This window comes from Sphingomonas sp. DG1-23 (genome assembly GCF_030730875.1).
Lineage (GTDB): Bacteria > Pseudomonadota > Alphaproteobacteria > Sphingomonadales > Sphingomonadaceae > Sphingomonas.
In genome coordinates this window covers 105402-130096 of record NZ_JAVAMA010000011.1, presented here as the reverse complement: position 1 = coordinate 130096, position 24695 = coordinate 105402, and the positions used below count along the sequence as shown (strand labels likewise).

Sequence of the window (24695 nt, the reverse complement as noted above, 5' to 3'; positions counted from 1 at the left end):
CGAGAATATTGTTCCTTACCGACAATTTCGCGCCGGAGGTGAATGCCCCGGCAAGCCGGACCTTCGAGCATTGCCGCGAATGGGCGGCGCGCGGCCATAGCGTCACTGTGATAACCGGAGCGCCGAACTTCCCCGCGGGCAAGGTCATGGCCGGGTACCGAAACCGCCTCTGGCAGAAAGAGGAGATGGAGGGCATCGAAGTCATCCGGGTGTGGACCTTCATCGCCAGGAACGAAGGGTTCGCGCTGCGGATAGTCGACTATCTGAGCTACATGATCACGGCGGCCCTCGCCGGCATGTTCGTTCGTCGGCCCGACGTCATCGTCGCGACGTCGCCGCAATTCTTCACATTGCTGGCCGCCCGGTTCCTCTCGCTCGCACGACGCAGACCATGGGTGCTGGAATTGCGCGACCTGTGGCCCGAGTCGATCAAGGCAGTCGATGCCATGGGCGATTCCATCGCGATCCGATTGATCGAGCGGATCGAGCGGTATCTCTATCGTGCGGCCGATCGCGTCATCACCGTCACGCACACGTTCAAGTCGATTCTGGTCTCCCGCGGCGTGGATGCGCAAAAGATCGATGTCGTCACCAACGGCGTCGACCTGACCAACTACACTCCGCGCGATGGCAGCGCGTTGCGTCGGCGGCTCGGTCTAGAGGGCAAGTTGCTCATCGGTTATGTCGGCACGCATGGAATGGCGCATGCGCTGGAGACGCTGATCGAGGCGGCGACGCTGGCCCGATCGGACGCCGGTCTGGCCGATCTTCACTTCGTTCTGGTCGGCGAAGGCGCGCGCAAGGAGTCGCTGATGGCGCTCGCCGCCGAGCGGGGACTGGACAATATCAGTTTCCATCCCTCGGTTCCCAAGGATCAGGTGGCGGAGTGGTGGGCCATCCTCGATGCGGCGGTGGTACATCTGAAGCGCACCGAACTGTTCGAGTCCGTCATTCCGTCGAAGATATTCGAGTGTATGGCGATGGGCGTTCCGGTTCTGATGGGGGTGCGCGGGGAGGCCCTGACCATCGTCGAGAATGCCAAGGTCGGCATTGCGTTCGAACCCGAAAATCCGCATGCCCTGCTCCGCCAAATATCGCTGATTCGTAACGATCAGCACCTCCTTGCCACGCTTTCCGAAAATGGAGCGTCCGCCTCTGTCGAATTCGATCGCAGGCGGTTGGCTTTGAGGATGCTCGAAATACTGGAAAAGGTGGCGCGCGCGTGAGGCAACGGAAGAAGGTGATGATTGTCTTTGGGACTCGCCCCGAAGCTATCAAGATGGCTCCTGTCTATCGTGCCCTGAAGGCTCGGGAAGATCGGTTCGAAGTGTTGTGCTGCGTGTCGGCGCAGCACCGGCAAATGCTCGATCAGGTCCTCGAGACCTTTGCGATCACGCCCGATATCGACCTCGACGTGATGAAGCCGGGGCAGGACCTCTATGACGTGACCTGTGGCGTGCTGCTCGGGATGCGGGATGTTCTGCGCGAGCATCGTCCAGACGCAGTGCTCGTGCACGGCGACACCACCACCACGATGGCGACCGCGATGGCCTGTTTCTACGAAGGTATCGCGTTGGGCCATGTCGAGGCGGGGCTTCGCACCTTCGATCTACGCGCACCCTTCCCCGAGGAATTCAATCGCCAGACCGCGGGCAAGGTGGCCAAATGGCACTTCGCTCCGACGTCGACCAGTCGCGACAATCTGCTCGCCGAGCGTGTGGCTCCGGAAGACGTCCACGTCACCGGCAATACCGTGATCGATGCGCTGCAATTCACTGTCGCGCGCCTGAACGACGAGCCGCAGCGGCGCGCGGCGGTCGAACAAGAGATCGACGCCAAGCTGGATTTCGCGTGGCGGACCAGCCGCTTCGTGCTGATCACCGGGCATCGCCGCGAGAATTTCGGCGATGGCTTCCTTCAGATCTGCCAGGCGCTGAGCGAGCTTTCCGAGCGTTTCAGCGACACGCACTTCGTTTATCCCGTGCATCTCAATCCCAATGTTCGAGAGCCGGTCAACGCGCATCTGCGCAACCGCGCGAACATTTCGCTGATCGAGCCGCTGACCTACGAGCCGTTCCTGCATCTGCTCAATCACGCGCATCTGGTTCTGACCGACAGCGGCGGAATCCAGGAGGAGGCGCCGAGCCTGGGCAAGCCGGTTCTGGTGATGCGCGATGTCACCGAGCGTCCCGAGGCGGTCGATGCGGGCACGGTGCGCCTCGTCGGTGCCGACAAGGCCCGGATCGTCGCCCAGGTCGCCGAGCTGATCGAGAATGAAGCGACCTATCGGCAGATGAGCCGCGCCCATAATCCTTACGGCGACGGGCTCGCGTCGCAGCGCATAGCGGAAGTTCTGGAGTCCTATTGATGAGCGCTTTTTCGAAGATCTGTGTCATCGGCCTGGGGTATATCGGGCTGCCGACGGCTGCGGTGTTCGCATCGCGCAAGGTCCAGGTGGTGGGCGTCGACGTCAAGCAGAGCGCGGTCGACACGATCAACCGCGGCGAGATTCACATCGTCGAGCCGGATCTCGACGCGGTCGTCCATTCGACCGTTTCCAAGGGCTATCTGCGCGCAACGCTGGTTCCCGAAACGGCGGACGCGTTCCTGATCGCCGTGCCGACTCCCTTTGCCGGCGACAATCATGATCCCGACCTCAGCTACATCCAGCGGGCGACCGAGGCGGTGGCTCCCGTGCTGAAGGCCGGCGACCTCGTGGTGCTGGAATCGACTTCGCCGGTAGGGGCCACCGAGCAGATGGCAGCGTGGCTGGCGGAATTGCGTCCCGACCTGACTTTCCCCCAGACGGCCGGCGAGGATGCCGACATTTTGGTGGCGCATTGCCCCGAGCGGGTTCTGCCGGGCCGCGTGATGGAAGAGCTGGTCACCAACGATCGGGTGATCGGCGGCATGACCCGGCGGTGCGCCGAGCGCGCGGCCGAGCTCTACCGCATCTTCGTGGAGGGGGCCTGCGTCATCACCACCGCCCGCACCGCGGAGATGGCCAAGCTGACCGAGAACAGCTTCCGCGACGTCAACATCGCCTTCGCCAACGAGCTTTCCGTGATCTGCGCGAAGATGGATATCGACGTCTGGGAGCTCATCGCCCTCGCCAACCGCCACCCCCGGGTAAACATCCTTTCGCCCGGGCCCGGCGTCGGCGGGCATTGCATCGCCGTCGATCCCTGGTTCATCGTTTCCGGCGCGCCCGAGGAAGCCCGACTGATCCGCACGGCGCGGGAAGTGAATGACGACAAGCCCGAATGGGTGCTGCGCAAGATCGACGCGGCGATCGCGGCGATCGAGACGACGAGCCCCGGCAAGCCGCGCTCGGAAATCCGCATCGTCTGCTACGGCCTCGCGTTCAAGCCGGATATCGACGATCTGCGCGAAAGCCCTGCGCTGGAAATCGTGCGTTCGCTTGCGGCGCGCCATCCGGGACCGATCACGGCAATCGAGCCGAACATCGACCAGGCGCCTTCGGGCCTCGGCAAGGTCGAAGTCGTTACCGATTCGGCCGAGATCGCCGGCGACATTCATGTGATGCTTGTCGACCATAAGCTGTTTCGCAATTCCGCCGCTCCGCAAGGCGTATTGATCGACACCCGCGGGGTGTGGAGAGTTTCCGCCTAACCGGGGCATTCGCCCGGGCAGCCCTTCGTGATCATTCCGTTTCGGTCGAGCGCGACCGATGCGTCCGTGCGCGCGTATGACGTGCACGCAGTCCCGGCACAGGCTGCCGGTAGCGCCGATCTCCGGGTGGTGCGGCAAGGACAAGCTGGCCCGTTGCAGTTTCTTTACCGAAATAGTTATGCTAACGAATCGTTAACAAAACAGGTGCGTGGATTCCACGATCCATGAGCGCCAGGCGGCATTTCTGCCGTGTGTCTGAAATATTTCTGGTTGTAGCGCAATGAGTGACGATTATTCCTATGCCGATGTGCGGGCGATTATTGCCGCGCTTCCAAATTCTCAGGTCGATCTACCGGATTATGCTGGCGGGATAGCTGACACCGCTTACCTGAAAACCTATGTTACTGAGCTTCTGACCGACATCTACGACGTCCCCGCAAGTGTTTTCGATCATGCGACCGTTGCCTCCACCACGCTGATCCGCGATTTCCTGAACCGCGCCCTGCTTTTTCAGGATGACAGGGTCGCTCGCGTTACGCTGGATGATCTGGGCCTGACCATCAGTGCGGCCTTCGATGACGTCGCATCACTGCTGCGCTATCCCGCTGCCGGTTCGTGCGGCGACCATAATTTCCAGCTCTACCAGATTTTCAAAGCCTTTGGTTTTGACTGTGCGTGGATCGACTCCGTCGATGACATTACCGGCGCCTATCTGACCAGCCATGCGACGACGCTCGTCATGGTCGAGGACCTGGACAAGTGGATCGTGCAGGACTCGTACGAAAATTTCCTGTTTCGTGGCCAGGACGGCGCCTTCCTATCCTTCGAAGAGGCGCGGATCGCAGCGGCTTCCGATCGAGACAATGTGGTTTTTGATGGGTTGCTGAGTTATCTTGAGTACCCTGAATTGGGTTATGGCCGGAATATAACTGCGGAAAATCAGATTGTTGTTGCGGATGATTTGTTCTCGATCCCCCGCAGCACGGTCTATACTCTGGATGGCGTGCAGTATGTGCACTCCTTTACGGGGGGATTTTCCGACCTGGCGAGCCCCTATGATCCGGGTTCCGATCACGGGGGCGTTTTCGTCGATCCGGATGCCGCGCTGGCGGCGGTCACCGATCTCTCCCAACAGGGATTGTCGTGGCAGGCCGCGGCCAATGCGTTGCGCGTGGACCATTATGTGTCCGGGTTCACTTTGAATCCGGGCGATAGCGATGCGAGTCAGTGGCTTACGGTTCGGCTGGCTGATGGAAGTTATATATCGATAAATTACGGCGAGAGCAGCTATCTATCTGGCAGCCTCGAGCAGCTCGTCTTGCTCGCCGGTGCGGGAAATCTTCCGGCCGGATTTGAAAGCTTCACCAACGGCTTTCTTGGCGGAAGCTATACCATCGACAGCACGGGATACATTACCGCCGACTGGGTTGGCGCGCCGCTGATCCAGCAGAATAGCAGGCCGGGCGCGGAGGCGCTGCTGCAATTCGCCGAGACCGGTGGATCGGTGCCTTTGTCGTCCGTCGTTGGGATGGCCGACGACGATGGCGACACTGCCACATTCATCTATGTCGAAGTGATGCCGTGGCTCGGCGGAGCGTATCTGATGTCCGCCGATGGCGAGATGCTCGTTTCCGGTGGCCGAACGCTGAACGCCAGCGAGATCGCGGAATGGCGCATCGTTCCCGCGCCGGGGGGCTCGACTGCGAGCATCCAGCTGCGAGTCAGCGACGGCATCGCCTGGAGCGATCCGATCGTGCCGGAGATCGGTACGATCGACAGCGCGACCGACGACGGCAATCAATATGACTGGGAGACCAGGCGCCGGTTCGAATATGAGGGGCAGCGGTACGGCGAGGCCTATAGTCTCGACGACGGTGGCGCACGGACTATCGAGTATGACGTGCATCAGGCCAATGCCTGGAGCGAACGCTGGGTCGAATCCGACGATCAGGGCCAAACGCGCTATATCAAGACCGTCTTCGATGCCGGCGGCGGCAGGAGCAGGGTCGAGACCAATGTCGACTATACGCTGACCGACGCCGATCAGGCGGTGGATATCTCGGCGCTTTCCCCCGCTTCCACCAGCAATCTCCATCTAACCGGCAACGTCAGAGACAATCTCCTCCGCGGCAATGCGGGGAGCAATACGCTCGACGGCGGCGCCGGGCACGACACGCTATGGGGCTATGGCGGTGACGATATCTACATCGTTCGCGAGGCGGAGGATGTGGTGGTCGAGGTGGCCGGCGAGGGCTTCGACACGGTCGAGACGGCGCTGAGCTACACGCTCGCTGCCGGGGTTTCGATCGAGGTGCTTCGCACGATCGATGCGAATGCGACGACGGCGCTCAACCTGACCGGGAATGAACTCGACAATCGGCTTGAAGGCAATGCCGGCGGCAACATCCTCGACGGCGCCGGCGGTAGCAATGTGCTGGCGGGCGGCGACGGCGACGATTTCTACATCGTGCGCGGCGCGAACGACCTGGTGGTCGAGGTAGCGGATCAAGGCTTCGACACGGTCACCACCACGACGAGCTACGCGCTTGCCGCGGACGCGTCGATCGAGCTGCTGCGCACGAGCAACGCCAATGCGACGACCGCGCTGAACCTGACCGGAAGTGCGCTGAGCAATCGGCTGGAAGGCAATGCTGGCGCCAATACGCTCGACGGTGCGGGCGGCGACGACGTGCTGGTCGGCGGCCGCGGCGACGATCGCTATATCGTGCGCACCGCTACCGACCGCGTGATAGAGGTGGCAGGGGAGGGCTTCGATACGGTCTTCGCGGGCGCGAGCTATACGCTGGCGGCGGGCGTTTCGGTGGAATTGTTGCGGACGGCGGGAGGCTCGTCGACGCTGGCTGCAATCGATCTGACCGGCAACGAGTTCGACAATGTTCTTGCAGGCAACGCGGCGGGCAACACGCTCGATGGAGGGGCGGGCAACGACACGCTGTGGGGCTATGGCGGTGACGACACCTATATCGTGCGCGAGGCAGGCGATGTGGTGGTCGAGGCGGCCGGCGAGGGTTTCGACACGGTCCGGACGACGATTAGCTACACGCTCGCTGCCGGGGTCTCGATCGAAGTGCTGCGCACGCTCGATGCGAATGCGACGACGGCGCTCAACCTGACCGGCAACGCGCTGGACAACCGGCTGGAAGGCAATGCCGGCAGCAACGTGCTCGACGGTGCCGGCGGCAACAATGTGCTGGCTGGCGGCGGTGGCGACGACTTCTACGTCGTGCGCGGTGCGAATGACGTGGTGGCCGAAGCGGCGGGTGAAGGATTCGACACCGTCACCACCACGACCAGCTATGTACTTGCCGCTGGCGCCGAAATCGAATTGCTGCGGACTGCCGATGCGGCCGCGACGACTGCGCTGAATCTGACCGGCAACGCGTTCGACAACCGGCTGGAGGGTAATGCAGGCGCCAACACGCTCGACGGTGGCGGTGGTGCCAACATGCTATCGGGCGGGCAGGGCGACGACACCTATATCGTCCGCAATTCGAATGACGTGGTGATCGAGAGGGCGGGCGAAGGCTTCGATACGATCATCACTACGACGAGCTATGCACTGGCCGCAGGCGCCTCGGTAGAGTTGTTGCGCACGGTGGGATCGTCGAACGGAGCTGCGATCGATCTGACTGGCAACGAGCGGGACAATATTCTGGCAGGCAACGCGGCTGGCAACACGCTCGATGGGGGCGCCGGCAACGACACGCTGTGGGGCTATGGCGGCGATGACGTCTATATCATCCGCAGTGCGAACGATGTCGTGGTCGAGGCGGCCGGCGAGGGCTTCGACACGGTCAAGGCGACGACGAGCTACACGCTCGGTGCCGGAGTCTCGGTGGAACTGTTGCGCACGCTGGATGCGAACGCGACGACGACGCTCGGCCTGACGGGTAACGAGCTGGACAATCGGATCGAGGGCAATGCCGGCAGCAATGTGCTCGACGGCGCCGGCGGCAGCAACGTGCTGGCGGGCGCGGCTGGCGACGACTTCTATATCGTGCGCGGTGCGAACGACGTGGTGATCGAAGTGGGTGGTGAGGGCTTCGATACCGTTGCCTCCACGACCAGCTATATGCTCGGTGCCGCCAGCTCGATCGAGCTGCTGCGCACGAGCGACGCCAATGCGACGACCGCGCTGAACCTGACCGGAAATGCGCTGGATAATCGGCTGGAAGGCAATGCCGGCGCCAATATCCTCGACGGTGCCGGCGGCGACGACGTGCTGGTCGGCGGCCGGGGCGACGATGGCTATATCGTGCGCACCGCCAATGACCGCGTAATAGAAGCGGCAGGCGAGGGGTTCGATACGGTCTTCGCGGGCGCGAGCTATACGCTGGCGGCGGGCGTGTCGGTGGAATTGTTGCGGACAGCGGGAGGCTCGTCGACTCTGGCCGCAATCGATCTGACCGGCAACGAGCTGAACAATATCCTCGCGGGTAACGCAGCGGGCAACCTGCTCGATGGAGGGGCGGGCAACGACACGCTGTGGGGTTATGGCGGCGATGACGTCTATATCGTCCGCAGCGCGAACGACGTCGTGGTCGAGACGGCCGGCAGCGGGATGGATACGGTAAAGGCGACCGTGAGCTATGTGCTCGGCGCAGGCGTGTCGGTCGAGCTGCTGCGGACGCTCGATGCAGGCGCGACGACCGCGCTGAACCTGACGGGTAACGAGTTCGACAACCGGATCGAAGGCAACGCCGGCAACAACGTGCTCGACGGCGGCGGCGGCGGCAACGTGCTGACTGGCTATGGCGGGCAAGACAGCTTCGTACTTCGCCTCGATGCGGCAGCCGATACGATTGCCGATTTCGCCTCCGGGGAGGATCGTCTGGTTCTCGATCTCTCCTCTTTCGGCCTGCATCACACAGGCACGCTGGTCGAGGCCGGCATCGATTTTCTGGAGCTGGGGGCTTCGGGCCAGGCAGCTGCCGCGCTCTATTATGATGCGGCCGCCGGCAAGATATTCTGGGATAGCGACGGGGCCGGGGCAGCCGGGATGGTGGAGATTGCTTCTCTCGGCGCTGATACGCTACTCACCAGTCATGATTTTTTCGTGGTGTAGAGCGTTCCGGAAGGGTCGGGCATGCGTGTTCGGCCCGGTCGTGGCGACGGCCGAAACGCGCGCCGGGAGCCCCGAATGACGTCAGATACTGGCGATGGCCGGCCGCATCAGGGTGCGTTGTCCAGGAGGCGTGCACTCGGCGGCGCGCTGGCGATCGCCGGCGTCTCTGCCGCGGGCGACGCGCTGGCGCGCCGGCCGAACCGAAGCGGCGTTTCGGGAGCACGAGAAGTGCTGGACGGCCTGCCCGACAGCGCGCGCTACGCCCATGCTCCGGATGCGCAAGGGCAGGCTTCGCCCGGTGTCGAGCGCACGCTCGTGGAGAAGCTCCATGATTTCCCCCTGTCGCCCGAGGATTTCGGCGCGGCGGGAGACGGGATCCGCGACGATACCGCCGCATTCGACGCGGCGGTCGCCGAGGCGATCCGCCGCAACAACGCCACGATCCAGCTGAGCGGCGGCAAGACCTATCGCATCGACGGCTCGATCCGCATCGCCCAGGGCATCGCGATCCGGGGTCCGGGCTCGCAAGGGTCGACGGCCGGCTTCGGATGCACCATCCGGCACCACGGCACAGGTGATCTCTTCGTATGGGACGGCAGCGGCAAGCCGTACGCCGGCACCGGCGGAGGCCTGCGCGACGTGTTGATCATCAAGGCGGCGGGGCAACGCGGCGGATGCGCAATCCGTATCGTCGCCACCGACGACAACCATCGCCCCGGCGAGATGTTCTTCGAAAATGTCCTGATCTATGGCGGGCGGGAGGGAAATCGTTCCGGTCTGTGGGACCATTCCGTCGTGATCGACGGGACGCGCTGCGATCGGGCAGGCGCCCGCGGGGTGCGCTCCACGCGTTGGTCCGGGTGCCGATTCGCGAGCACGGCGACGGAGGGTCAAACCGTGGTTCTGCGCCAGGTGACCCACGCCTATTTCGTTTCCTGCGCGATAGATACGGGCGAGGGTGCGCCGGCCGGGATCCATCTCGAGGGCCATAACGACAACGTGCATTTTGCGGCGGCCGGGCTGGCCGGGTCGATCATGATCGCCGAGGGCAGCGCGGAGAACTCGCTGCTCAACTTCACCTTCACCGGCAAGATCGGCGGCGCCTTCGTCAACAAGGATGCCAATGCCAGCGGCGTCGTGATCGCGGTTTTCGACAATGTCGGCCATTACGTCCTCGTGAATCACGCCAGGGCGCTCATCACCAGGACCAATATCGATCCCAACTTCAAGGTCACGAGGAACAGCGATTCGACGCTCCGGTTCGCGGGTGCCGAAGAAAAGGTGGTCGCATGGGAGCGCGAGCTGTTCGACATGGGCAGCACCATCCTGCCGCCGTTCGATCGGTTCATCTGTGCGGCGGCCGGCCTTTACGAGTTTCACGCGACGCTCAACCTGCGGCGACTGTCGCCGGGAGACGGGGCAATCGCGCTCGCGCTGGTGCATCAGGCGAAGGAGGGGGGAGAGGCTGCCGTCAGACGCTCATTCTGGTTCTCCGGCCTGACGCCCGAGGCCGTGGTCTCGGTCGACATAGCCGGGACGTTCGATCTGGCGTTCGGCGACAAGGTGGCGGTCGCCGTCTCCGGATCCGGCGCGCAGCCGACCGTGCTCCGTGTCCTCGGCTCCGACGGCGCGGTACTCAACAGCTGGTTCGACGGCCGCAGGCTGTGAACCGGGCATACCGTCGCCCTACTTCTGGCCGGCGGTATCCAGCACCCAGCGTTCGGCCCCCTCCAGCGCCAGCGCGGTGAGCTTGCCGCTGGCATAGGCGCCGGTGTCGATGCCTATTCTGTTGTGCCTGAATTGCGCATCGTCGGTGACGGTGTGCCCATGGACGATGATCTTGCCGTGATCCTCGGGATGATCGAGAAACTCGCTGCGTATCCAGCGCAGGTCACGGGTGCGCTGATCGGCCAGTTGCTGACCCGGCCGCACGCCGGCGTGAACGAAGGCATAGTCGCCCGCGACGATCAGATCCTCGAAGCGATTGAGAAACTCGACGTGGCTGGCCGGCACCCGCGCAACCAGCAGTTCGAGGAGCTCTGGATAGTCGCTTTCCGCATATTCGGCCTCGGACACGCCGTAGCTCAGGATCGTCTCACGGCCGCCGATCCGGATGAAGAACGCCAGCGCCTTGAGGTCGCCGGTCAGTGCCTTCAGGAACACTTCTTCATGGTTTCCCAGCAGGAACCTGCAATTCCACGCGCTGCTTTCGAGGCCCAGCGCAAATTCGATCACCTGCGCCGATTGCGGTCCGCGATCGATCAGGTCGCCGAGGAAGATCAACTGGGTCTGCGCCTCGGGCCGCGCGCGGTCGTCCGCGACGATCCGCCCGAGGAGCGCCTCGATCAGATCCAGCCGCCCGTGAATGTCGCCTATCGCGTAAATCCGCTCTCCGGGGGGAACCACCCCGGGCGACGCGTCGCGGGCCTTTCGGGGCCTGAAAAGTCGGGAAAATAGCATTTGATTACAGCGGATACTCATCGAGCCGAGAGGGTCGGTGATGATATGGTGCAGCGAGCCGCGAATGGAAACCTTCCGGGCCGGCGTGTGGGCCTGCGGGACAGGTCGGGGGCTCGAATGCGGGCACCGGCGGAACCGGTGGCGCACAAATAAAAGTGGCGGCCGATGGCCGCCACTTAAATTCGGTACGTTCCGGAAAACCTACGGGCTGTCGGGATCGTCGTCGTTATTGGCGAGCGCGACCGCGCCACCGATGATCGCGGCAGTTGCGAGAACGCCGATGATCACGGCCGGAGCCAGTTCGCTATCCTTTTCGCTCACCGTCGAGGCGCGCGAAAGCGACAGCTTGGAGGCCGGAGCCGCCACAACAGGGGTAGCCGCCATCGTAACGACTGCAGCTGCCGTGAGAAGCCTTGACAACATTCTATTACTCCCTCTTCGAGCTCCGGTGCTCTCGTTCAGCTACCCTATGGCATAGGAGTTCGCTGACGGCAACACCTCAAAAAACAAGCTCACGACAAATTTAGCTCTGCCGCTGCCTGAACGCAAGACCGATCCGGTTGATCCGAATTCTGCGCGCATAACTCACAAGCGGACCCGTACTGCGAGTGCGGGCCCCCTATAACGCGGTGCACCATTATCGCCAAGTCATTAACGAAATCTCGCGTTTCGTCGATGGAGGTTGCCGGGATCGCTCGCGAGGCGATAGTGGGGCATGGCCATTTTCCCAGCCCGACTATGCGGCGCCGCCCGTATCTTCCTGCGATTCTTGCTCATTAGCCTTGCTTTGCTGCCCGGAGCCGCGCGGGCTGCCGCGAGCGAGTCCGATCAGGTCGCCGTGTTCGAGGCGGTGCGCGATGCCGATCTCAAGCTGGCCGCGATCGGCTGGCGGCTGGCTGTGGCAAATGCGCCACTATGCGATCGCCTCGAGCCGGGCACCGGACTCCAGCTCCACACGCTCGACCAGTTCGATTCGGGCACGCGGGATCTGGCGAGAACCCATTTCGGCTTCGCCACGCCGGTGGCGATCGAGGCGGTGGTGCCCGGCAGCCCGGCGCAACGGGCGGGCTTGCGCAACGACGATTCGCTGGTGCGGGTGGGACCGATCGACATCGCCGCGCTTCCCGGGACGGCGGGGACGACCCAGCGTCTGGTCGCCGCGCAGCTCGCGCTGGCCAAACTTGCGCCGGACGCGCCGATCGAAGTGGAGGCGACGCGGGCGGGCGCGCCGATTCGCGTGACGATCCAGCCGGTTCCGGCCTGCAAATCGCGGTTCGAACTGCGTCTGGCCAGCGACTTCAATGCCTCGGCCGACGGAACCATGGTGCAGATCAGCGCGCGCTTCTTCGAGACCTATCCCGAGGAGCAGGTCGTCGCGGCGATCGCCCATGAATTCGCGCACAACGTGCTGCATCATCGCGACCGGCTGGAGGCGCGGGGCGTCGATTTCGGGCTGCTCTCGGGCTTCGGCGGCAACGTCAAATATTTCCGGCAAACCGAGCTCCAGGCCGATCTGCTCTCGGTCTATCTGCTGATCAACGCGGGCTACCCGCCCGAGGCGTCGACTGCTTTCTGGCGCAGCTTCGGGCCCAGCAAGGCCGGCGGCATCTTCCGCAGCCGCTCGCACCCGCACTGGCGCGACCGCGTCGCCACCCTCGACGCCGAGATCGCGCGGGCGCGCACGATTTCGACGCGGCCGATCGTGCCGGCGCAGATTGCCGAACGGGCGCAGCCCTTGAGCGGAGACTGGCAGTCGCTGCTGGTCCGCCATCGCTGAACGGCAAGGCGGGCGGGGTGCGCGCTTGATTGTGGCGGTTGGAACAGGCAGGGCGGCCGCGAGCCGAGGCGGCCCCCGGGAGAGCTGTATGATCAAACCCTTGCGCAAGGCCGTTTTTCCCGTGGGAGGGCTGGGTACCCGCTTCCTTCCCGCGACCAAGGCGATGCCCAAGGAGATGCTCCCGGTCGTCGATCGCCCGTTGATCCAATATGCGGTCGACGAGGCGATGGAGGCGGGGATCGAGCAGATGATCTTCGTCACCGGGCGTGGCAAGAGCGCGATCGAGGACCATTTCGACATCGCCTTCGAACTCGAGACGACGATGAGCGAGCGGGGCAAATCGCTCGAGGTGCTCGAAGCGACGCGACTCAAGCCCGGCGCGGTCGCCTATGTCCGGCAGCAGGAGCCGATGGGGCTGGGCCATGCCGTATGGTGCGCGCGCGACATCGTCGGCGACGAGCCGTTCGCGGTTCTGCTCGCCGACGATTTCATGGTCGGCAAGCCCGGCTGCCTCAAGCAGATGGTCGAGGCGTATAATCAGGTCGGCGGCAATCTGATCTGCGCCGAGGAAGTCCCCGACGACCAGACGCACCGCTATGGCATCATCACCCCGGGCGCGCGAAACGGATCGCTGACCGAAGTGAAGGGGCTGGTCGAGAAGCCGGCACCCGGCGCGGCGCCTTCCAACCTGTCGGTGATCGGGCGCTACATCCTCCAGCCCGAGGTGATGCGCGTGCTCGAGGGGCAGAGCGCCGGGGCAGGGGGCGAGATCCAGTTGACCGATGCGATGGCGCGAATGATCGACAGCCAGCCTTTCCACGGGGTGACCTTCGCCGGCACGCGCTACGATTGCGGCGACAAGGCCGGATTCATCCAGGCGAACATCGCCGTGGCGCTCGAGCGCGAAGATATCGCCCCGGCGGTGCGGGCGTTCATCGCGGGCCGCTGACGCCAGCCGCGCGATCCGCAACCGAAGTTGCGAAAGTTACGGTCCACGTCGCTTCTCGCGGACTTCGCGGAGGGCGCCGCCGGGTTCGCAGCACGCACGCCCCGCCGATGCGACAGCGACGCAGCACCTGCGCACCTTCGACGCGACGCCAATGCTACGGGGGCGCGGCAGCTATGGGCCTTCGAGGCGACGCCGGCGCCGCAGCGGCGCGCCGCTTCGGCGACAGCCACGCGGCGCACGGTGCGGACAGCTTACGGAATCAAAGAGCGGCCGGCGGGATTCGGCGCGCCAGCCGAGTGCGCCAAATCCTGTATTGCAAATGGCTCAGGCGGGCTGCTCGACCTGATCGAGATAGGCGCCATAGCCCTCGGCCTCCATCTGCGCGCGCGGGACGAAGCGCAGCGACGCCGAGTTGATGCAATAGCGCAGGCCGCCGCGGTCGCGCGGGCCATCGTCGAAGACATGGCCGAGATGGCTGTCGCCATTGGCCGAGCGGACTTCGGTGCGGACCATGCCATGGGTTTCGTCGCGCAATTCGGCGACGTTGGCGGGCTCGATCGGCTTGGTGAAGCTCGGCCAACCACAGCCCGATTCATATTTGTCGGCGGAGGCGAACAGCGGCTCGCCCGAGACGATGTCGACATAGATGCCGGGTTCCTTGTTGTTGAGATATTTGCCGGTGCCGGGGCGTTCGGTGCCGCTCTGCTGGGTGACCCGGAACTGTTCGGGAGAGAGGGCGGCGAGGGCTTCGTCGGTCTTGCGATACTGGGTCATGAGGATCTCCGTTTCGCCGGCATATGTGGGGTGCGGAACCCCGGGTTCCAATCCGCACGGGCTGGGTGCGTGCGCAGCGATCGGCTATCGTGCCGGCATGCCGAGGAAGAAGCGCTATCTCACGGCCACCTTGGCCGACGGTTACGTCAAGACGATCGGGCCGACCGCGGCGCCGTTCACGTATTACTGGCGCATCGTCGCCCATCTGGGCGGCGGGCGGACCGAGGTGTTCTGGGGGCACGTCAAGTCGTTGCGCGAGGCGACGGGCAAGAAGACCGCCGCCGCCGAGGCTGCGAGGCAGCGCGGCTGGGAGCGTTTCGATTTTGAGATCGTCGCGCTGGTCGAGACACCGGCCTGACCGCGTCAAAGCCGGGGGCTGTTGTCGGCCGATCGCCGACGCTTTTCGGGAACGCCCGCCCCGGCCGCCCGAGCGAGCCGGAGTCCTGCGTGATGCGTGGCGGGAAGCGCCTGCCGCGGGGCGGGCGGCGCTTCCCGCCAGGCTCGTCAGTTTTGCGGCAGGACCGAGCTGAACGCGCCGTCCGAAGTGTTGTTGAGGCGGCGATTGGTGCCGTAGCTCGCGATCGTCGCCCCATCGATGGCGCTCACTCCGGTGCCGTTCAACGCAATCGTCGTGTCGGCGACCCGGATGCGGGCGGCCGCCGAGCCCTTCGCCTGGATGCCGAAGCCGGTATTGTTGCTCACCACGCTATCGTTGATAAACACGATGGCCCCGGTCGTCGCCGGCGGATTGTTGACGGTGACGCCGTTCACGCCGCCGGTGATGTTGCTGTCGTCGATCGTCATCAAAATGCCCGCGCCGGTATTGCCCGGCGTGTCCACGATGACACCGTTGAACGCGTTGACCACGCTCAGATTGGAAATCGACGCCCTCGCGCTGCCCGTCCCCGTCGGGGAGATCAGAACGCCGCCGCCGCTCACTGCCGTGCCGACATTGTGGATCGTGACGTTCTTCAAGGTGAGCCGTGCGACGGTGCTCGGCGCAAAGTTGATGCCCCAGCCGTTGGGCGCTGCGCCGATGGCGTTCCGAATGAGCACGTTCTCGACGAGGAGCGATCCGCCGGCGAGGAACCGGATGCTGTTGAGACCGGCCGCACTCGGCGTTCCGCCGTTGATGTCGAGGCCGCGCAGCGCGATGTGGTCGTTCGGCCCGGCATTGATGACGATGCCGTTGGTCGCGCTGTGCAGCACGCCGGCGGTAACGCCTTCGCAATAAAGCGATATCGACTTGGTGATGGTGACCGTGCCGTAAGCGCCCTGGTCGAGGCAGTTGATCTCGCCGCCCGCCGCGGTCTTGGAAATGGCGCCTGCGAAGGTCTTGCAAGGTGCGGTGCGGCTGCAGGGGTTTACGTCGTCGCCGACCCCGGAAACCCAGGTTCGCGTCGCCTGGGCCGAAGCCGGAGCGGCATAAGCAAGCGATCCGGCGACCAGCAGACCTGCAACACACGGAATTAGCCTAGATTTCCCCATAACCTACCCCCAATTATAAGTTATTTAGAAAGCGTATATTAGACGCAACCCATCTTGTTGCCAATAGCCGCGCTACAGCTGAAATTGCGACGCCCGCCAAGGGCGTTCAATCCAGCTCAATAGGGGGTGGCATCGGGGGAATATGGCTGTTTGTGACAGATTTGCGATGTGCCGCATGGTCTAGCGGCGGGTTCAATTTACTGCTTACTCAAGCTCATAGGGGCGATACTGCATAAATCTACCGGTGCGCCGGTCGCGTATTCGCGAACAAACAGGTTCTCGCGTACGGGTCTGCTGCCTGAATGCCGACCCGATTGGCGGATTGCCGGACAAAACCGGTCCTTAAAGATGCTCCCGCATCGCCTTTCCGCGCCCCCTTCGCGCGCTCGACTCGACAAAGCGGTAGTGGCGACCGCGCGCAATTCCGGGCCTGGCGTCAGGCCCGGACTATCTTGTCGCTGACGATCCCCGCCTTGCCGCAGGCATTGCGCGTGTCGATCACCAGCGCCGCCGCCTCGACCAGCGCGGCATAGTCGACCGCGTCGTGATCGGTGGCGATCAGCACCGCGTCATAGTCCGCGATCGCCGCCGGATCCCATGCCACGCCGTGACGATAGTTGAGCGTCGGGTGCTCGCGCGTGCCGTTGATCTGGTCGACATGCGGATCATGGAAGTCGGCGGTGGCGCCGCGCGCCTCGATCATCTCCATCAGGCGGAGCGACGGGCTCTCGCGGATATCGTCGACATTCTTCTTGTAGGCGACTCCGAGCACGAGAATTCGCGCGCCACGCAGGCCGCGGCCGGAACGTGCGTCGAGCGTGTCGGCCATCACCCGGATCACGTGCTGCGGCATGTCGGCGTTGATCTGGCCGGCCAGCTCGATGAACTTGGTGTGCTGATTGAACTCGCGGGCCTTCCAGGTGAGATAGAAGGGATCGATCGGGATGCAGTGCCCGCCGAGGCCGGGTCCCGGATAGAAGGGCATGAAGCCGAACGGCTTGGACTTGGCGGCGTCGATCACTTCCCACACGTCGATGTCCATCGCCGTGAAGATCAGCTTCAATTCGTTGACCAATGCGATGTTGACGGCGCGGAACACGTTTTCGGTGATCTTCACCGCCTCGGCAGTGGCAGCGGAGGAGACCGCGATCGTCCTGGGGACGACGTGCGCGTAGAGCGCGAGCGCGAGATCGGCCGAGACCTGATCGTCGGCGCCGACGACCTTGGGGATCTGGGTGGTCGAATAGTTCGGATTGCCGGGATCCTCGCGCTCGGGCGAGTAAGCGAGGAAGAAGTCCTTGCCCGCGGTCAGCCCGCCGGCCTCGAGGATCGGCTGCATCACTTCGCGGGTGGTGCCGGGATACGTGGTCGATTCGAGGATGACGAGCTGGCCCTTGCGCAGGGTCTTGGCGATCGCCGTAGTAGTCGCCTCGACATATTTGAGGTCGGGCTCGAGATGGCGCGACAGCGGGGTGGGGACGCAGATCAGCAACACATCGGCCTCGCCCAGCCGCGCGAGATCGGCGGTGGCGTCGAGGCGGCCGGCCGCGACCTGCGGAGCGACGCGGTCGCCGCCGATATGCTTGATGTACGAGCGGCCGGCGTTGAGCGCCTCGACCTTCTCGTCATCAAGGTCGATGGCGAGCACCGGGCACTCGGCCTCGCAAAAGGCGATGGCGAGCGGCAGGCCGACATAGCCCATGCCGATCACGCCGATCTTGGCCGTGCCGCTTTCGATACGCGCCTGGAGCTTCAGTCCGTGCGCGGGCCATTCGATACTCATGCAATCCCCATGTCAGCGAGCGATGTCTGGCACCGCTATCGCCCACAGGGGGTTTCAGACTTGATAATGCTCCCGATACCAGTCGACGAAGCGCGCGACGCCGATGGCGGGCGGGGTCGCCGGCTTGTAGCCGGTGAGGCGTTCGAGCAATGCGGACGAGGCTTCGGTGGCGGGAACGTCGCCCTGCTGCATCGGCATGAAGTTTTTGATCGCTTCCTTGCCCAGCGCAGTCTCGGCCGCGGCGATATAGTCCATCAGCGGAGTCGGCTGGCCGTTGCCGATATTCACCGTGCGGAACGGCGCGACCGGGGACAGGCTGTCGCCCTCGACCGGCTCGCGGCCGGGGATCGCGTCGGTGAGCTTCACGATCGATTCGGCGAGGTCGTCGATATAGGTGAAGTCGCGCACCATGTTGCCGTTGTTGTAGACGTCGATCGGGCGTCCTTCGAGGATCGCCTTGGTGAACTTGAACAGCGCCATGTCGGGACGGCCCCACGGGCCATAGACCGTGAAGAAGCGGAAGAAGGTCATCGGCGTGCCGAAGAGATGGCTGTAGCTATGGCCCATCAGCTCGGTCGCGCCCTTGGTGGCGGCATAGAGGCTGAGCGGGGTCTGGGTGCGCTGGGTCTCCCCGAACGGCATCTCGGTATTGGCGCCGTAGACCGAGCTGGTCGAGGCGGCGAGCAGGTGCCTCACCGGCAAATGGCGGGCGAGCTCGAGCACATTGTGGGTGCCTACGATGTTGGCGCCGATATAGCTGCGCGGCTCGTCGATCGAGTAACGCACGCCCGCCTGGGCGGCGAGGTGGATCACCGTGTCGGGCTTGAAGTCGGTCCATGCCGCGCCGAATGCGTCCTGATCCTCGATCGACACGCGGGCGAGCGAGAATTCGGCGTGGTTGCCGAGAATGTCGGTGCGCGCTTCCTTGAGCGCGACGTCGTAATAGGCCGAGAAATTGTCGACGCCGAGCACCGTGGCGCCCTGCTGGAGCAGCTTGCTGCAGGTGTGGAAACCGATGAATCCCGCCGAGCCCGTCACCAGAACCCGCTTGCCTCTGCTCGTCATATCGCTCCTGCCTGATCTGCCGTCGAAGGTGCGGGCTAATGGGCAAAGGTTACCAGCGGCTCAGCGACGGCGTGTCAAGGATGCGCGCGGCGGTGCGGACTCGCGCCATGGTGAAACATGCGGTAACCAGCGGCATCGACTCAGGGAGTTACGGCCGTGCAAGAGCCGGAGAGGGAAGAAGGCGACCGCGAGGCGCCGATGATCGTGCTGGAGACGGGGGCGCCGGTGCTGGCGTCCGTCGCCGAACCAAAGGCCTATGCGTTCGACGGCTGGGGCATGGTCCCGCTGGAGCTGGACCTGGTCTGAACTCCGGAACAGGCCGCGCAGCCCGGATCCTTGGACAGCGCGAGCGTGCGGAAGCGCAGCGACAGCGCGTCGACCAGCAGCAGCTTGCCGGCGCTGTCCTCGCCGAAGGGCGCACAGACGCGGATCGCCTCGAGCGCGGCGAGGCTGCCCATGACTCCGGTGAGCGCCCCGAGCACGCCTTGCTCGGCGCAGGTCGCTTCGGGCCGCTCGGGATCGCCGCCGACGAAGCAGCGATAGCAGGGCTTGTCCGGCTCCCAGCCGCGAAAGGTGCCGAGCTGGCCTTCGAATTCGGCGACCGCCGCGGCTATCAACGGAATGCGCGCGGCGAGCGCGGCGTCGGCAACCGCGAGGCGCGTGGCGAAATTGTCCGAGCCGTCGAGGACGGCGTCGGGTGCGAGCGCGTGCAACAGGCGTGCGGCGTTGGCGGTGGTGATCCGCTCGCCGATCGCGTCGAAGCGCACGTCGCGGTTGAGCCGGGCGACGGCGGCGGCCGCGGCGGCGACTTTGAGCTGGCCGATCTGGTCGGTGCCGTAGAGCGTCTGGCGCTGGAGATTGGAGAGCGCGACCGTGTCGTCGTCGATCACGCTGATTCGGCCTACGCCCGCGGCGGCGAGATACTGGATCGCCGGTGACCCGATGCCGCCCGCGCCGATCAGCAATACATGGCTCCGCAAGAGCCGGGCCTGTCCCGCCCCGCCCACTTCGCGCAGTACGATGTGTCGGGCGTAGCGATCGAGCTGGGCGTCGCTGAGGCTCATCGGATGCAGCCGCCGGCGAGACGAGGCGGCTGCGACCAACGGGATGGCTCCGGCGAATTCGGCAAAGGCGGCACCGATCTTCCTCTGAACGACAGCCCTCGCTCTAGCGGCACCCGCCACGGTTTTGAACCCGTGCGTCCGCCGCCGCCCGGTCCGTACCGGATTCACGCATTGCCGATTGCAGTTCCGGAAGTTCAGGATCGCGCAGCCGCGCAGCCGCGCGGCCGGAGCGAAGGAGTGAACCGCACCATGCGTGCGGCGCACTCCCTCAACGGTCGGCTTCAGGCGGCGGAGCGCCGGTTACTGGGTAGGCGTGGTGAACGAGAATGCGCCATTGTTCGCGGCGCCCACCGTCGGATTGCCGATATTGCGATTGTTTCCGTAGGAGGCGATCGTCGAACCCGCGAGAACGCTGACGCCCTGCGTGTTGCCGGTGACCGTCGTATTGCCGACCCGGACGCTGGCGCCCGGCCCGCTGCTCGTCAACCCGACGACGCTGTTGTTCGAAACCGCGGCATTGAGGAGCATCATCGCCGCGCTGGTCGTCCCGCCCGGCGCCACGAAGCTGATTCCGGTTCCATTTCCGGAATAGCTGCCGCCATCCACGGTCACCGTGACGCCGCCGACGGCGGTGTTGCCGGTGGTGTTGACGCTGATCCCCATACCGGCATTGTTTTCCGCCCGGACGTTCTGCAGGACGACCTTGGCCACGCCCGACGCGCCGGTCGGCTGGATGAGGATGCCGTTGTTGCCATCGGTGATCGAGACATTGTTGGCGTGCAATTCTGCCGTGCCGCCGGGCTGGAAGGAGATTCCGCTTCCGCTGTTCTGGTTCTGAATGAACACGTCCTGGAGGAACAGCGAGCGGCCCGAGATGAAGCGGATTCCGTTCAGTCCGGGAGTGGTGCCCGCGCCGTCGATGCTGAGGCCGCGGAGGATGACGTCGATCGTGTTCGGCGTGCCGGTGGCCGAATCGTTGATGACGAAGCCGTTGATTCCACCCGAGTTCAGCACGCTGCCGAAGGTCCCGGTGCAGTCGACCGTGATCGATTTGGTGATCGTCAGCGTGCCGAAGCCGCCGGGATCGAGGCAGTCGATCTCGCCGCCGGCCGCGGTCTTGGAGATGGCGCCCGCGAAAGTCTTGCACGGCGCGGTGCGGCTGCAAGGATTGACGTCGTCGCCGACTCCGGAAACCCAGGTCCGCGTCGCCTGCGCGCTCGCCGGAGCGGCGTAAAGAACCAGGATTGGCAGAGCTGCGCCTATCATCGGCGCCAACTTTGATGCTTTAAACATGAATCGTCCCCTGTTCGTGCCCAGCGGATTTTGTATGCCTTATTTAAGGAGCGGGAAAGAGGAATTGCCGCTCGGCAGGACACACCCTTACCGAAGGCTCCGGCCGCAAAGGGCGTTCAGCAAATATCGTGATCGGCGCGAAGAATTGTCTTCGACACGGAAGTTCATCTCTTCATATGCTTGAAAAGGACTTTTAATATTTCTTCGCGCGCGCGTCGGTGCCCTCGCGCATCTGCGTGCATGCCTTCGCACAGGATCGGATGAACGTGCCGGATCAGATCCGGTTGGCGGAACTCGCGCCGGTCGATCCGAAGCCACCGTCTCCCCGGTCGGTTCGACGGCTGAACTCCTCCACGACTGCGAAACTTGGCCGCAGGATCGGGAGGAAGACCAATTGCGCGATCCGATCGCCCGGCGAGATGGTGAGCGGCGCGGAGCCGGGCGGGTTGCGCAGCCAGGCGCTGATGAAGATCTGCGCGGTGTAATCGGCGTCGATTGTGCCGACTGCCTGCCCCAGCACCAGACCCTTTTTATGCCCGAAGCCGGAACGGGCAAGGAGCAATGCGACCATGTTCTCGTGGCCCATCAGCAACGCGATCCCGGACGGGATGAGGACTGCCGGCGCCTGCGGCTCGATGACCATATCGTCTTCGATGCAGGCATACATGTCGATGCCGGCCGACATCGCGGTCTGATAGTCCGGATGCCCCCATTCGTGGATCCGGGGGTCGAGTATCTTCATTTCCACGCGAAGCGAGTCGTTCATTCGGTCAGTCCCCGGAGTCCGAGCTGTCTGCGCCGCATAGCGCGGCGGCGGCTGGCCGCTACAGAGCGTTTTGCCGTTGGTATGGCAAGCGCCACTTCGCCAGGCGCGATCTCTGGTTTATTCTCCGGTACGCCCGGCCTCGAGCGCGTCTGCAATCCGGGCGGCGAGCCGTCGAGCGACCTCCGCCTTGGGCAGGCGTTCCCAATCCTCGACGCCGCCGGCAGTGACGAGATGAACGGTGTTGGCGTCGCCGCCCATCACGTCGCCCGAGACGTCGTTTGCTACGATCCAGTCGGCGCCCTTGCGAGTGCGCTTGGCCGTGGCGTGCTCGATCACCCGCTCGGTCTCGGCGGCGAAGCCGACCACCAGTTTCGGGCGGTGCGGGCTTCGGGCGAGCAAAGCGAGAATGTCGGGATTCTCGGAAAGCTGGAGCGACGGCGGGGCCTCGCCCTTTTTGAGCTTCTGCGCCGCGGCTTCGGCGCGCCAGTCGCCAACCGCGGCAACCATCACGGCGGCATCGGCGGGGAGCGCTGCGGCAACGGCGTTGGCCATTTCCTGCGCGGTCTCGATGTCGATGCGCGTGACGCCGGCGGGGGTGGCAAGCGCGACCGGGCCGCTGACGAGGGTGACGCGCGCGCCGAGCGCGGCGAGCGCGTCGGCGATCGCATAGCCCTGGCGGCCGGAGGAGCGATTTGCAATGTAGCGGACTGGATCGATCGGCTCGTGGGTCGGGCCCGCGGTGACGAGGATGTGGTGGCCGGCCAGCCTGGCGTTGGATCCACCCGCCCCTCCGTTCGTGTCGAGCGAGGTCGAAACGAACGGGAAGGTGAGGATGGCGTGCAGGATCGCTTCGGGCTCGGGGAGTCGGCCGGGACCGTATTCGCCACAGGCCATCGGGCCCTCGTCGGGCTCGAGGATGGTCACGCCGTCCAAACGGAGCCGCGCGACGTTGCGGCGGGTGGCGGCGTGCTGCCACATCCGGACGTTCATCGCCGGTGCGGCGAGGACGGGCTTGTCGGTGGCGAGCAGCAAGGTGGTGGCGAGATCGTCGGCATGGCCACCGGCCATCTTCGCCAGCAGATCGGCGGTGGCGGGCGCGACCACCACCAGATCGGCCTCGCGGCTCAATTGAATATGCCCCATCTCGGCCTCGTCCTTGAGGTCCCAGAGGGTGGTATAGACCTGGTTCTCAGACAATGCGGCGAGCGTCATCGGCGTGATGAAATGGCTGCCGCCGTCGGTGAGCACGACCTTCACGGCGATCCCGGCCTTGCGGCACAGCCGGACCAGCTCGCAGGCCTTGTACGCCGCGATGCCGCCGCCGACGATCAGCAAGATGCGCTTCATCGCGTTACTCTTGTCACGGTGATGCGACGCCTGTCGAGGCTCGGGCGGAACAGGTCGCGGAGTCCGTCGGGCACGAAGACGAGGCCGGCAAGGAAGACCGGCGCCACCAGCAGCGCCCAGTAAAAGGTGTCGCTGCGCGCGAAAATGCCGATCAGCGTCGCATAAGCGGCAAGAGTGACCAGCATCCGCAGCCCCAGCGGATCGTTCCACGCCGCCCAGCCGAACAGGCACAGCCCGACGAGCGAGGCAGCCGCCGCCATCGGCAGCAACTGAAGCGCCGTGGCGAGGCTGAGCGATTTGACGAAGAAGCCGAAGCCGAGCAGTCCGCTCCAGCCTGGCGAGGCCGGATCGTGCGGGCCGGTGACGCCCATGACGGCATAGGCATGCGCGGCGAGCGCGGCGGCGAAGAGCAGCAGCGCGGCGAGCCAGCCGAGCGCCTCGCGGCGTTCGCCCTCGAGCCACGCCATTGCCAGCATGACCAGCGCGTAGAGCGCGGCGGTCTCGCGGATCAGCATCGCGACCAGCCCGAACGCCACCGCCTCGAGCGAGCGACCGGGGCGGCGTACGCCGAGCGAGAGCGCGATCAGCAATCCTGCCCAGATCTCGTGAAAGGCGGCGAGATCGGCCTGGAGGAAGGCGAGCATAGAGCCGATCAGCAGCAGCAGAGCCGCGACGCGGGGCAGCGCGCGGGGCAATGCGTCGCCCAGACGCAGGCCCCAGACCATCCCGACATAGGCCGCGAGCAGATAGAGCAGCACCGCCGGTCCCCAGGCGGGCAGCGCCGCCTGCACCACCGCGAGCGACGGCATCCGCACGGTGAGGAAGGGGCGCAGCGGGTAACCGCCGGCGCGCAGCGTGTCGGTCGCGACGGTATAATAGTCGCCGCCGCCCTTCACCCCGGCGACGATCTTCTCATAGACCATCAAATCGGTCTGTTCGGACTGGCTGGTGGCCGGGCCGGTCGCGACGGCGGCGGGATCGGGCACGGTGAGCGCGGTCAGGCAGGCGAGCAGCAGCAACACGAGCGCGCCGATCGCGATCCTCGCCCGCTTCCTGCCGAATGCAGCGAAGCGGCTGGGGGCGGCGAGCCAGAAAGTCGCGGTGCGGGCCATGTGCGCGGGGACTACACGCGCTCTGGATGCGGTGTCGAGGGGCTTGCGTGCGGGACCCGCGCAAGACGCTTGGAACCCCGGCCCGGACCGCATAGAGG

At 64.8% G+C, this 24695-nt stretch carries 19 protein-coding genes; 8 read left to right on the top strand and 11 right to left on the bottom strand.

The features are described from left to right. Positions 1-8: 8 nt before the first annotated feature. The 5 genes from Q9Q95_RS17225 (at position 9) to Q9Q95_RS17205 (ending at position 10387) form a co-directional block, all read left to right on the top strand. Positions 9-1226, top strand: coding sequence for a glycosyltransferase family 4 protein (locus tag Q9Q95_RS17225; protein WP_306098379.1), 1218 nt, complete (start codon positions 9-11; stop codon positions 1224-1226). 17 nt (positions 1227-1243) lie between these two features. Further along, positions 1244-2368: a non-hydrolyzing UDP-N-acetylglucosamine 2-epimerase gene (gene wecB, locus Q9Q95_RS17220; RefSeq protein ID WP_306098378.1), complete on the top strand. Its 1125-nt coding sequence runs from the start codon at positions 1244-1246 to the stop codon at positions 2366-2368. Beyond that, positions 2368-3633 carry a UDP-N-acetyl-D-mannosamine dehydrogenase gene (wecC, locus tag Q9Q95_RS17215; RefSeq protein WP_306098377.1) on the top strand — a complete coding sequence of 422 codons (1266 nt, stop codon included), beginning with the start codon at positions 2368-2370 and terminating at the stop codon, positions 3631-3633. Before wecB ends, wecC begins: the two co-directional genes overlap by 1 nt. A gap of 280 nt (positions 3634-3913) precedes the next feature. After that, a complete protein-coding gene (locus Q9Q95_RS17210) occupies positions 3914-8719 on the top strand; it encodes a calcium-binding protein (RefSeq protein ID WP_306098376.1) in 4806 nt (1601 codons plus the stop codon). 75 nt (positions 8720-8794) lie between these two features. Beyond that, a complete protein-coding gene (locus tag Q9Q95_RS17205) occupies positions 8795-10387 on the top strand; it encodes a glycosyl hydrolase family 28-related protein (RefSeq protein ID WP_306098375.1) in 1593 nt (530 codons plus the stop codon). 18 nt (positions 10388-10405) lie between these two features. Here the strand turns inward: Q9Q95_RS17205 and Q9Q95_RS17200 are convergent, their stop codons facing one another. After that, positions 10406-11125 carry a metallophosphoesterase family protein gene (locus tag Q9Q95_RS17200; protein WP_306098374.1) on the bottom strand — a complete coding sequence of 240 codons (720 nt, stop codon included), beginning with the start codon at positions 11123-11125 and terminating at the stop codon, positions 10406-10408. Between the two features lie 255 nt (positions 11126-11380). Next, a complete protein-coding gene (locus Q9Q95_RS17195) occupies positions 11381-11563 on the bottom strand; it encodes a hypothetical protein (protein ID WP_306098373.1) in 183 nt (60 codons plus the stop codon). Between the two features lie 403 nt (positions 11564-11966). Between Q9Q95_RS17195 and Q9Q95_RS17190 the strand changes: the two genes are divergently transcribed. Then, on the top strand, positions 11967-12956 hold the full coding sequence (locus Q9Q95_RS17190; RefSeq protein WP_306098372.1) for a M48 family metallopeptidase: 990 nt from the start codon (positions 11967-11969) through the stop codon (positions 12954-12956). A gap of 88 nt (positions 12957-13044) precedes the next feature. Further along, positions 13045-13905, top strand: coding sequence for a UTP--glucose-1-phosphate uridylyltransferase GalU (gene galU / locus Q9Q95_RS17185; protein WP_306098371.1), 861 nt, complete (start codon positions 13045-13047; stop codon positions 13903-13905). A 324-nt stretch (positions 13906-14229) separates the two neighbouring features. Here galU and msrB read toward each other — a convergent pair whose 3' ends face one another. Continuing rightward, entirely contained in the window at positions 14230-14679 is a 450-nt protein-coding gene (gene msrB, locus Q9Q95_RS17180) for a peptide-methionine (R)-S-oxide reductase MsrB (protein WP_306098370.1), read from the bottom strand. Positions 14680-14776: 97 nt separating this feature from the next. Between msrB and Q9Q95_RS17175 the strand changes: the two genes are divergently transcribed. Beyond that, complete coding sequence (locus Q9Q95_RS17175; RefSeq protein ID WP_306098423.1) at positions 14777-15037, top strand: hypothetical protein; 261 nt, start codon at positions 14777-14779, stop codon at positions 15035-15037. Between the two features lie 146 nt (positions 15038-15183). On the opposite strand, the gene Q9Q95_RS17170 is transcribed toward Q9Q95_RS17175, so the two are convergent. The 8 genes from Q9Q95_RS17170 to Q9Q95_RS17135 form a co-directional block, all read right to left on the bottom strand. Next, positions 15184-16167, bottom strand: coding sequence for a hypothetical protein (locus Q9Q95_RS17170; protein WP_306098369.1), 984 nt, complete (start codon positions 16165-16167; stop codon positions 15184-15186). 436 nt (positions 16168-16603) lie between these two features. Then, positions 16604-17950 carry a nucleotide sugar dehydrogenase gene (locus tag Q9Q95_RS17165; RefSeq protein WP_306098368.1) on the bottom strand — a complete coding sequence of 449 codons (1347 nt, stop codon included), beginning with the start codon at positions 17948-17950 and terminating at the stop codon, positions 16604-16606. Positions 17951-18004: 54 nt separating this feature from the next. Then, positions 18005-19015, bottom strand: coding sequence for an NAD-dependent epimerase/dehydratase family protein (locus Q9Q95_RS17160; protein WP_306098367.1), 1011 nt, complete (start codon positions 19013-19015; stop codon positions 18005-18007). 254 nt (positions 19016-19269) lie between these two features. Continuing rightward, a complete protein-coding gene (locus Q9Q95_RS17155; protein ID WP_306098366.1) occupies positions 19270-20079 on the bottom strand; it encodes a molybdopterin-synthase adenylyltransferase MoeB in 810 nt (269 codons plus the stop codon). 300 nt (positions 20080-20379) lie between these two features. Next, on the bottom strand, positions 20380-21345 hold the full coding sequence (locus tag Q9Q95_RS17150) for a hypothetical protein (RefSeq protein ID WP_306098365.1): 966 nt from the start codon (positions 21343-21345) through the stop codon (positions 20380-20382). Positions 21346-21646: 301 nt separating this feature from the next. Beyond that, positions 21647-22138, bottom strand: a complete 492-nt coding sequence (gene dut / locus Q9Q95_RS17145) for a dUTP diphosphatase (protein WP_306098364.1) — start codon at positions 22136-22138, stop codon at positions 21647-21649. Positions 22139-22255: 117 nt separating this feature from the next. After that, on the bottom strand, positions 22256-23485 hold the full coding sequence (gene coaBC / locus Q9Q95_RS17140; protein WP_306098363.1) for a bifunctional phosphopantothenoylcysteine decarboxylase/phosphopantothenate--cysteine ligase CoaBC: 1230 nt from the start codon (positions 23483-23485) through the stop codon (positions 22256-22258). Beyond that, positions 23482-24597, bottom strand: coding sequence for a hypothetical protein (locus Q9Q95_RS17135; RefSeq protein WP_306098362.1), 1116 nt, complete (start codon positions 24595-24597; stop codon positions 23482-23484). Before Q9Q95_RS17135 ends, coaBC begins: the two co-directional genes overlap by 4 nt. Positions 24598-24695: the final 98 nt, after the last annotated feature.